General features: G+C 50.2%; 5 protein-coding genes. All 5 read left to right on the top strand.

Features of this window, described 5'->3' with window-relative positions; genetic code table 11:
• The first annotated feature begins 11 nt into the window (after positions 1 to 11).
• The 5 genes from BUB16_RS13300 (at position 12) to BUB16_RS13280 (ending at position 10748) form a co-directional block, all read left to right on the top strand.
• Positions 12 to 1814 (top strand): CRTAC1 family protein, encoded by a 1803-nt coding sequence (locus BUB16_RS13300; RefSeq protein ID WP_073065217.1) that lies wholly within the window; start codon positions 12 to 14, stop codon positions 1812 to 1814.
• Between the two features lie 14 nt (positions 1815 to 1828).
• Positions 1829 to 2668 (top strand): RnfABCDGE type electron transport complex subunit D, encoded by an 840-nt coding sequence (locus BUB16_RS13295; RefSeq protein WP_139240306.1) that lies wholly within the window; start codon positions 1829 to 1831, stop codon positions 2666 to 2668.
• A 219-nt stretch (positions 2669 to 2887) separates the two neighbouring features.
• On the top strand, positions 2888 to 4816 hold the full coding sequence (locus BUB16_RS13290) for a 3-keto-alpha-glucoside-1,2-lyase-like domain-containing protein (RefSeq protein WP_073065212.1): 1929 nt from the start codon (positions 2888 to 2890) through the stop codon (positions 4814 to 4816).
• Positions 4817 to 5027: 211 nt separating this feature from the next.
• Positions 5028 to 7088 (top strand): plastocyanin/azurin family copper-binding protein, encoded by a 2061-nt coding sequence (locus tag BUB16_RS13285; protein WP_211483174.1) that lies wholly within the window; start codon positions 5028 to 5030, stop codon positions 7086 to 7088.
• 714 nt (positions 7089 to 7802) lie between these two features.
• The gene (locus BUB16_RS13280; protein ID WP_170864390.1) at positions 7803 to 10748 is read left to right on the top strand and encodes a SusC/RagA family TonB-linked outer membrane protein; all 2946 of its coding nucleotides are present in this window, start codon (positions 7803 to 7805) and stop codon (positions 10746 to 10748) included.
• The last annotated feature ends 9 nt before the right edge of the window (positions 10749 to 10757 follow it).

The following is a 10757-nucleotide window of genomic DNA, read 5'->3' as shown; positions in this document are numbered from 1 at the left end:
CTTTATATCCTATGGGAAGCAATAAGAACAAAAACATATTGCTGATCGCCTTTTTTGTGGTCCTGCTGGCTACGCCTTTCCTCATTTCGAACTATGAGAAGTGGAGAAATGCTTCGGATACGGAGCTGGACCGGCAGAAAGCACTGGACCAGTACGGGTTCTATGTGGAGGATGTGACCCGGGAATGGGGGATCGATTTTGTCCACCAGGCGCCTGCGCTCGATAAAAAACTCAGCCATATTATGCCTCAGATAGCTTCGGTCGGGGCCTCTGTTTCGGTCGCAGATTTTAATAACGACGGTTTGCAGGATTTTTATGTCACCAACAGCGCGCGGGAGACAAGCAATGCCCTGTACAAGAATTTGGGTAACGGTCAATTCGAAAACGTCGCGATGGAGCTGGGGGTAGCTAAGGTGAACACACGGGAAACCGGCGTCTCCATGAGTTCGGTCTGGGCGGATTATGATAATGACGGCTATGAAGATTTGCTGGTAGTGAAATGGGGCAAGCCCCTTCTGTTTCACAACGAGGAGGGAGAGGGCTTTACAAAGGTGGATATGCCCGAATTTCCGGACTGGGTTAATTCAAATACCGCCGTTTGGTTTGACTATGACAGGGATGGCTTGCTGGATCTTTTTATGGGAGGCTATTTTGACGAAAGCATCAACCTCTGGGAGCTTGAAACCACGGAGATTATGCCCGAGAGTTTTGAGTATGCCCGGAATGGGGGACGAAAATTCCTGTTCCACAACCTCGGGAACGGCAACTTCGAGGAAGTAAGCAAAGCAGTGGGACTGATCAGCAACCGGTGGTCGTATGCCGCTGCTTCGGCCGATATCAATGGTTCAGGCTATCCCGACCTGGTGATTGCCAATGACTATGGGGTGGACGAGCTGTTTTTGAACCGGGAGGGTAAAAAATTTGCAAGCTCGGGAACCCAGGCGGGGATGGGATTTGCGCCCAAGAGCGGGATGAATGTTACGTTCGGGGATGTGATGAACAGCGGCCGGCTTTCTATTTATGTAACCAATATTTCAGAACCGGGCGTACTCATCCAGGGCAATAACCTGTGGGTGCCCTCCTCGGAAGACAGCGCGAAAACAGCTTTTCAAAACTTAGCCGGTAATTTCGGGGTTGAGCTGGGCGGATGGAGCTATGGAGCCCAGTTCGGGGATTTAAACCTGGATGGCCATCTCGATCTGTATGTAGCCAATGGATACATTTCGGCGGAGAAAGATACGGATTACTGGTACGACTTTTCCAAGGTTGCGGGAGGAAATAAAACGATTATCTCGAATGCGGAAAACTGGCCCGACATGGAAGGCAGGAGTCTGTCGGGATACCAGAAAAACAGAATTTGGCTGAATGACGGGGCCGGAAAATTCAGAGAGGTGGCCGATGCTGTCGGCGGTTCCCTGGAACTGGATAGTCGTGCGGTATCTTTTGCGGATCTTAATGATGATGGGAATCTGGAAATACTGGTAGCCACCCAAAGGGGACCGCTGAAGGTGTATAAAACGGTAACAAGAGAGGAGCAGAACTGGATTGGTTTCCGGCTTGAGGGCACGCAAAGTAATCGCAGTGCCATCGGTGCCCGCGCGGAGGTTGTATGGGACGGAAAACGCCAGGTTCAGGTAGTGCAGTCGGCGAGTGGATTCAGTGCCCAGAATCAGCGTCCCCTCCATTTTGGCCTGGGCGAAGCAGACCAGGTGGATCGTGTTATCCTGGAATGGCCGTCCGGAAAGACAGACACACTGAAACATCCGGAGATTAACAAAACGCACGCCGTTACCGAAACTTCAGCACAATCATGAACAGGATGGGTTCGATGAGCGCTAAGCTGGGAGGGGTAAACTACAGCCATAAGTACACGCCTCCGTTATTGATTACCGGTATTCTGCTGGCAGCTCATCTTTCATTCGGTATCCTGGAAAGTTATCCCAAGCTGATCACGGCTATTGTGGCGAGCTTTGCCACGGAGCTGATGTTGCACCGGCTGATTGTGGGTACCTGGCGCGATCTTTCCAGTGCCTATATATCGGGGATCAGCGTGGGGATTCTCATCCGCTCTCCACAGCTCTGGCCTTTTGCGCTATGTGCGGCCATTTCTATCGCTTCGAAGTATGTGCTCCGGTTTAAAGATCAGCACATCTGGAATCCTTCCAACTTCGGGGTGGTGATGATGCTCCTGCTGGCCCCCCAGAGCGTGGCGGTGTTGAGTATCCAGTGGGGCAACAATATGTGGGCCATGCTTGTTATCTGGATCGTCGGCTCCATTTCTATCTACCGGCTTCGACGTTTTCATATCTGTGCCACCTATGTAATCTCTTTTCTCGCCTTTGCTCTTGTCCGAAGCTGGATTTCCGGCGATCCGTATCTCGCTGAGGTTGCCCCTATAACGGGACCGATGTACCAGCTGTTTACATTCTTTATGATTACGGATCCCAAAACAACGGTTCACCGGAGGTGGGGACAATATGTGGTGATTATCCTGGTAGCCTTTGTGGAAATGATTTTACGCCTTAATGAAGCCGTATATGCTCCTTTTTACGCCCTGTTTATTGTGGGCCCGCTTGCCATGATGCTGGAATTGTGGTGGGATGACCGGAACAATACCGGGGGAGCAGGGGATGGCGCGAACGTTTCCAACGCTTCAGTTTCGTCCTGAACAAAAGTAGTATAGAAGCCTTTGAAAAACCAGGAATTTAATCAGTATCAACCCGGAACGAATTCCAAACCCGTAGCTTATAAGGCAGGAGTGAGGATGTTGAATGCGCGAAAATGCAGTTATTGGCCAAAAACACGGTTTTGCAGCGACTTCATTAAACATCAGGAGTTAAATTATTACAATAGGTTTACTTTTTTATATATAGAGAATAACAGAGTTATGATCTGTTCAAACGTTCACAGGGTTTTTAATTTCAATAAGTGGTTCCCGGCGATGGGGATTGCGTTGGTTGTGCTCTTGCTGCAAAGCTGCTCCGGGGACGTGGAGGGAGAATGCCGGGAACAAGCGGCAGAGACACTTCCCATGGATTCCCTTTCGCTTAACAGCCTGGATGCTTTTCATTCAGTCGGGGGGAACTGGACGATCGCCGGTGATATAGAGAGTAACCGAAGGCAGGTACATAACCTGCAAAGCATTGATGGCAGGGGTACGCTGGTAAATATTCCGTCCGGGGAAGCTAAAGATCATCTTATTACGAAATGGACCCACGGAGATCTTGAGCTGGAAGTTGATTTTCTGATGCCGGGGGGATCCGATTCGGGGCTCTTTCTCATGGGGAGGTACGAAGTTCAGCTTGCTGACAGCTGGGGCGTAGAAAATACCGGGTATCCCGGTCTCGGGAGTGTTTACCCGCAAGTAGGTCAAGACAGTACGCCGGGAAAAAAAGGATATGAAGGCCATGCGCCGCGCATGAATGTTGCGAGAGCACCGGGACTCTGGCAGCATGCAAAGATTTTGTTTAAGGCGCCTGCGTTTAATGAACAGAACGAAAAGATTGCCAACGCTGAATTTGAAGAGGTATGGATTAATGGCGTGTTGGTTCAGGAGGGGATAGAGGTCGAGGGTCCCACCAGGGCGGCGCCCTTCAATAATGAGCAGCCTGAGGGGCCACTGGTGATTCAGGGTGACCAGGGTCCCGTTGCCGTTCGCAATATCAGCTATAAAAAATACGACAAAGACAGTATCGGCCTGTATGATCTCCGTTATACCTATTACGACAAATCATTTGATCAGTTGCCGGAATTCGATACGCTGGATGTGACGGAATCGGGCACGGTGGATTCTCTTTCTGGCAGTGTTGTGGACAAAGGCGACCGCTATGCCCTGCGATATGACGGCACGTTCGAGGCGCCCAACAGCGGCACTTACCTGTTCAAGCTGCGGAATGCCGGGAAAATACGGTTGGTGGTGGGGGACAATATCATTTTTGAGCAGGATCGTTTTTACCGGATGCATGAACCGGTCTCTGAAACCGTAGAGCTGGAAAGCGGTCGTCATGACTTCACTCTGGAGTATATTGATCATCACAATGACTGGTATCGGGGGCTTGCGCTTTTCGCGGAGGGACCGCGGCTGCGCTATCAAAAGCTCCATGCCGCCGCTTCTGTCCCCGGGGGCGGGGGTCCTCTACCCGACCTGATGGTAGAGGCGGGAGATCGTGTGAAAGTGCTTCGTTCATTTGCTATGCACGACGATACCAAGCGAACGCATGTGGTCAATGTAGGCGCTCCGAATAAGATCCACTACAGCTACGATATGGGACAGGTAGCCCTGCTGCAGGCCTGGAACGGTTCCTTCCTGAATGCCAAAGAAATGTGGATCAACCGGGGGGAGTCCCAGACTGCCCGCCCGGCGGGACCTGCTTTTTCGTTTGACGGACGGCCGGTTGCCGCCAGGCTACCCACCGCTACCGCGGAGTGGCCGGATTCCCTGTCGTGGGACCAGCTGAGGGTGGAAGGCTACCGGATTTCGGAAGATGGCCGGCCTGTTTTCCGGTACATGCTGGATGGCGTGCGCATAGAGGATTCCTTTGAAGGATTTGCTGAGGATCGCCGGCTGGTACGCACTGTGCATGTCGAGGCAAATGAGTCCCGAAACGGTTTCTGGCTTCATCTGGCGTCCGGAGAGGAGATTATCCAGGATGAGGCGGGCGAATATGTTGTCGATGACCGGACTTTTTACCTCGATATAATCGATGCAGGGGGAGGGAGGCCCCGGATCGTTAAAACGGGAAAAGGACAGGATCTGCGTATACCGGTGCTGACCAAGTCACCGGCTGCAAGGGTAGAATACGCTATTATTTGGTGAGTGAAAATAGCCGCTGCTTAACGGTATAACAATAATTCCGAGCATTATGAGCGATATCTGGTTCAAAAAAATGCCAGCAGTTGTTATCTGGATGACTTTTTCTACAGATTTCCTTATCAGAAGATGTGCCGGCCGATATCGTCATGTACAAGGTAACGGAGGGATTACATCTACAATCTTCAATATATATTCCCGAAAGTGACAGAACATCATGAGTAAAACACCAAACTTTTTGGAATCGGATAACGTCCGGGGAGGAGATCCCAGCCCGCCCATGCATGTGGGTTTGAAGGCTCTTCTGAGCCTGCTGACCATCATTCTTTTGTCTCCCGTAGCGGGACCGGCCCAATCGTCTTTTCCCGCGGAGTCGGATTATTACGAGATCGTGGATATACCGATTCCCGGGGACATCGTTCTCGAAGTTGGAGGGATGGATATTTTACCCGGCGGGCGCCTCGCGGTGTGTACCCGACGCGGCGAAGTCTGGTTTATTGAAAATCCTGCCCTTGAAAATGGGAATTCCCCGGAGTATCATCTCTTTGCTGAAGGATTGCATGAGCCCCTGGGACTTTCGTACAGGAATGATGCTGTATACGTAACCCAGCGTACCGAAATTACCCGCCTGACCGATAGCGATGGGGACGGACGTGCTGACGACTATAAAACCGTGTTTATACGGCCGGTTTCGGGGAACTATCACGAATATTTTTACGGTCCGCTTTTTACACCTTCCGGAGACATGCTGGTAACGGTGAACCTGGCCTGGATCGGGCACGGCGCCAGTTTATCCGAATGGGACGGCTGGATGCTCCGGGTTTCGGCCGACGGGGAGGTTGAACCCCTGGCGAGTGGACTGCGATCACCGGCGGCATTCGCCTATAATGCCAGCGGAGACCTGTTTTATGCCGAAAACCAGGGGGGATGGGTAGGTTCCGGTAATCTTACGCACCTGGAAAAGGGTGATTTTGCAGGGAATCCCGAAGGATTGCGCTGGTCCGGCCTGCCCGGATCACCCATCTCATTGACCCCGGAAGATATTCCCGACAGCGGCAGACCGATGCATGAAATCGCCCGGGAGGTCCCGGAGTTGAAAGTACCCTCCGTATGGTTTCCTCACGGTGTGATGGGCATTTCCACCTCCGGCATACTTGCGGATACGACCGGCGGCGGATTCGGCCCGTTTGAGGGACAACTTTTTGTGGGGGACCAGGGACAAAGCAAGGTGATGCGGGTCTTCCATGAGAAGGTTAAGGGGGAGTACCAGGGAGTGGCATTTCCATTCAGAGATGGATTTGAGTCAGGCGTATTTCGGATGAAATGGGGGCAGGCCCACTCGATGCTGGTAGGCATGACCAGCCGGGGATGGGCCTCAACCGGAGAAGAGCCCTACGGACTGCAACAACTCATTTGGAAGGGCGAGGTGCCCTTTGAGATTAAAGAAGTCCATGCCAGGCCTGATGGGTTTGAGCTGACATTCACAAAGCCGGTCGAACGAAGTTCGGCCCGTGATCCTGCTTCGTATGAGATTACCGGTTTTACCTATCATTATCATTCGAGGTACGGCAGTGATATCCTCAACCGGGAACCAGCGCAGGTAACCCATGTTGAAGTCGCCGAAGACGGGTTGTCGGCTCGCCTGGTGGTGGAGGGACTGCGGGAAGGTTATGTCCACGAAATCAAGGCAGGGGGAGTCAGACAGCAGGAAACAGCATATCCGCTGTTACACGCCGTTGGTTATTATACGCTCAATAATATTCCGGAGGGCGACTCACTGGCAGTGGACGGGGTGGAAACGGCGACAGATCCTCCTTCCGAAGTACCCGGGAAAGATAACCCATTTGCCGGGGAAGGGCACAAGCATCAGACGGAGTTGCCTGAATCCTGGACCGGGGGCCCTGATGAAGTGATCACCATAGAGGCCACTTCGGACATGGAGTTTGATGTCACGGGTTTTGAAGTACAGGCGGGAAGCAGGGTGCGACTCACCGTGAACAATCCCACGGACCTGTTGCATAACCTCCTGGTGGTCAGGCCGGATTCTCTGGAAACAGTTGCTCAAAAAGCCCTGAATATGGGACTTAAGGGACCCGACAGGGGATATGTTCCCGCATCCGATAATGTGCTGTTCTTTACAAGCTTGCTTGCAGCCGGGGAATCGGAATCGATCTATTTCACCGCTCCCGAAACGACCGGTGAATATCCCTATGTCTGTACCTTCCCGGGACATTGGCAGACAATGCAGGGTATTATGACCGTCATCCAGGGGAAATAAAGGTTACATGAGGCTTTAAAAAACAGAGGTTTTGAATCAATACGAAAGCCTGAGGAATTTCTAAACCTTGGTGTATACATCGACGATATATGAGGATGTTGAAATCGTAAAATTCAGCGATTGGCCAAAAACACGGTTTTGCAGGGGATTCTTCGGGTTAAGGATGTGGAACTCACGCTGATAATTTTAGTAACAGTAAATAGATATGGGTATGCTATTGTAGCTACAATGCCTCAGGATAGAACCTTTTTTGTAGCAAAAAATTCCATTTACGCTAAAAAACTTGCTTCTTTGAATAAAAGATTAAATAATTTAATACAGGGATAACATCATTGGAAGACTTTGCAAAACTGTTCTTTTGGCCGATGCCGGCGTTATCGGTAGGTTGAAATTCTCCCATATGGCCTATATACTGCGATTCCAACCTCCCTCCGGCCTTGAACAAAATTCCTGGTTTTCAAAGACTTCTATTACTGAATAACAAACAAAAGTAATGAAAGTGACTAAATTCAGAGCCGGGAGGCAGTGAATTCAATATAGGTCAAAAACTAAAATTAGAAGGGGATTGACATGATTAAACATGGGATACTATGTAAGAGGATATTACAACATTTAAAACTAAAAGCTTTAAAAAATAAGAAGCTGCAATTGTTCGGTTCCGGAGCTTATTCTGGGATTAGCCGGCTGTGCCTTGCAGCTTTTATTATTTGTGGGTTGGGTGTCATACAACAGCTCCATGCACAGGAGACAGAAGTAAGAGGGACCGTAACCGATGCCGCTGACGGATTGCCTTTGCCTGGTGTGAATGTGACTGTTCTGGGCACAACCACGGGCACATCTACAAATCCCGATGGGGAATACTCACTTACTGTCCCTTCACCAGAGGATACGCTCGTTTTTTCCTTTGTCGGTTATATTGCAAGAGAAATTCCGGTCAATGGACGCAATACCATCAACGTTGCCCTGAAATCAGATGTTCAGGAGCTTGAAGACGTCGTCGTTATAGGTTATGGCACCCAGCGGGAAGGCGAAGCGACGGGCTCCATCTCGTCGGTAAGCCAGGATGAGTTTAACCAGGGCGTTATGACTTCTCCCGAGCAATTGCTGCAGGGACGCGCTTCGGGGGTCCAAATTACGCCTGCAAGCGGGGAACCCGGGGCCGGGATGAATATCCGGATTCGGGGGACCTCCTCAGTGCGAAGTGGAAACAATCCGCTGATTGTGGTTGACGGGGTACCGCTTGCCGGAGGAAATACCACGCCCGGGGGCGGTGATTTTGGCGCTGGAGAACAGTCGGCTCGGAATCCGCTTAGTTTTCTTAACCCGGATGACATTGAAAGCATGAGTGTGCTGAAAGATGCTTCCGCTTCTGCAATCTATGGTTCCCGAGGGTCAAACGGGGTTATCCTTATTACGACGAAATCGGGACAAGCAGGGGAAACAGGGACATTTAATTTCAGTGCCAGCACCAGCATCAGTTCCGTACGAAAAAAAATTGATCTCGTGGATCCGGAAAACTACGTCGAACTGGCTGAGGAAGCGGGAGCCGACCCAAGCGTGCTTGATTTCGGGAGTACGACCGACTGGCAGGATCGGATCTATCGCAATGCGTTAACACAGGAATACTCACTGGGCTATGGAGGGGGTAACGAAACGACCAATTACCGACTTTCCATGGGATATATGGATCAGGAAGGTCTTGTGGAGTCCTCAGGGTTAGAGCGTTTGACCGGAAGACTTAACGCCAGTCATAAGTTACTGGACGAGAAGATACAGCTGAGTCTCAATTTGGTAGCTTCCCGGTTAAATGATACCTATGCTCCGGTGACCCGGAATGCCGGTTTTGAAGGGGACTTGATCGGCGCGGCCCTGCAGGCGAATCCCACACGACCGGTATTTGATGAAAATGGAGACTATACCCAGAGCTCTGATTTTAGAAATCCCGTTGCGATGTTGGATTATATCAATGACAAGGCTAATACAACGCGCCTGTTGGCCAGCATCGGAGCAACATATAATATTGCAGATTGGTTAACCTATAACCTGGATGTCTCATTTGATAATTCCGAAGCGGTCCGCCGAACGGGTATCGAGCCGCGTTTATGGTTTCCTGATCTTGGATATGATCCCGAAACGGGCCGAAGCAATGGCCGTGCCGTCGTAGATAATCTTTACAATAACAGTACGGTCATAGAGCATACCCTCAACAGTGAATTTTCTTTATCTGAAGAGGCTATGTTGGATTTACTGGCTGGTTTTTCATACCAGGAGTTTGAGGATCGTGGAGATTGGCTGCAGGCCGAATATTTTGTGACAGATGAAATATCGCTTGTCGATAATGTTGATGGGGTAAATAATGATGATAACAAGGCATTTACGGCTTCTTCATTCCGGAATGTAGAAGAATTACAGTCGTTTTTTGGGAGAACAACGCTGAACTATGATGACCGATACCTCTTCAATGCCAGTTTCAGAATGGATGGTTCCACGAAATTCGGGGAAAATAACAAGTACGGGTATTTCCCGTCGGGCTCTGTCGGATGGAGAATATCGGAAGAGAATTTTTACACCGGTTCCGGTCTGAGTTCAACACTTACCAACCTGAAATTCCGGGTAGGATACGGGATTACCGGCAACCAGGAATATCCCGGCGGTGCCTCATTGGCCCGATTTGAAGTGCAATCGGATGGCTCCCTGGTTCAGGTCAATAATCCCAACCCGGATATCCAGTGGGAAGAAACAAAACAGCTGAGTGCCGGCATTGATTTCGGGATTAATGAAGGCAGAATTAACGGTTCCGTTGATTATTTCAATAAGCAGACCACAAACCTGATATTTTTGCGCAATTTTGCCCAGCCTGCTGCGGTGGAATCACAATGGGTCAATCTGGACGGAACCGTCCTGAATACAGGACTGGAACTGTCGCTCGATGCCTATGTGATAGAAAAACCGGCCTTTTCCTGGCAGCTGCAGTATAACATGAGCTATATCTATAACGAAGTAAAAGACCTGGGTACTTATGTGAATACCGGTGAAATTCACGGTCAGGGTCTGTCGGGGGCATATGCTCAGCGTATTGCTGAAGATCAGCCGCTGTTTTCATTCTACATGCGTGAATTTGAAGGATATGACGAAAATGGCTTTGCCGAGTATGCGAATTCAGCAGCACTTGATTTCCAGGGAGATCCTCTGCCGGACTACAATTTGGGGCTGACCAATAATTTTAATTTCGGGCGGTGGAGCATGAGCATGTTTTGGAGTGCTTCGCTCGGTTTCCAGGTCTATAACAATACCGCAAATGCTATTTTTCTGAAAGGCAACTTGAGAAATGGCCGGAATGTGACTTCTGAAGTAGCCGAAAGTGCTGAATCCTCGGCTAATTTCGGTGAGGTATCCACCCGGTTTCTTGAGGATGGGGATTATCTGCGCTTAGCTAATTTGTCGATAGGATATAATTTTAATATTCCGGATATGGCTCCGGTAAACCGGTTGCGCGTATCACTTACCGGGCAGAATTTACTGCTGTTTACCGGCTATACGGGCTATGACCCGGAGGTTAATACGGATAAGAGTATTGACGGTGTTCCGTCCCTTGGCATCGACTATACCTCTTACCCGCGGCCCCGGACCGTATCCCTGAAAGTGCAACTGGATATTTAAAGAATTTAT

Source organism: Fodinibius roseus, from assembly GCF_900129315.1.
GTDB classification, from domain to species: Bacteria; Bacteroidota; Rhodothermia; order Balneolales; family Balneolaceae; genus Fodinibius; species Fodinibius roseus.
The sequence above is the reverse complement of the archived record's forward strand: the minus strand, read 5'-3'. Positions and strand labels throughout refer to the sequence as shown.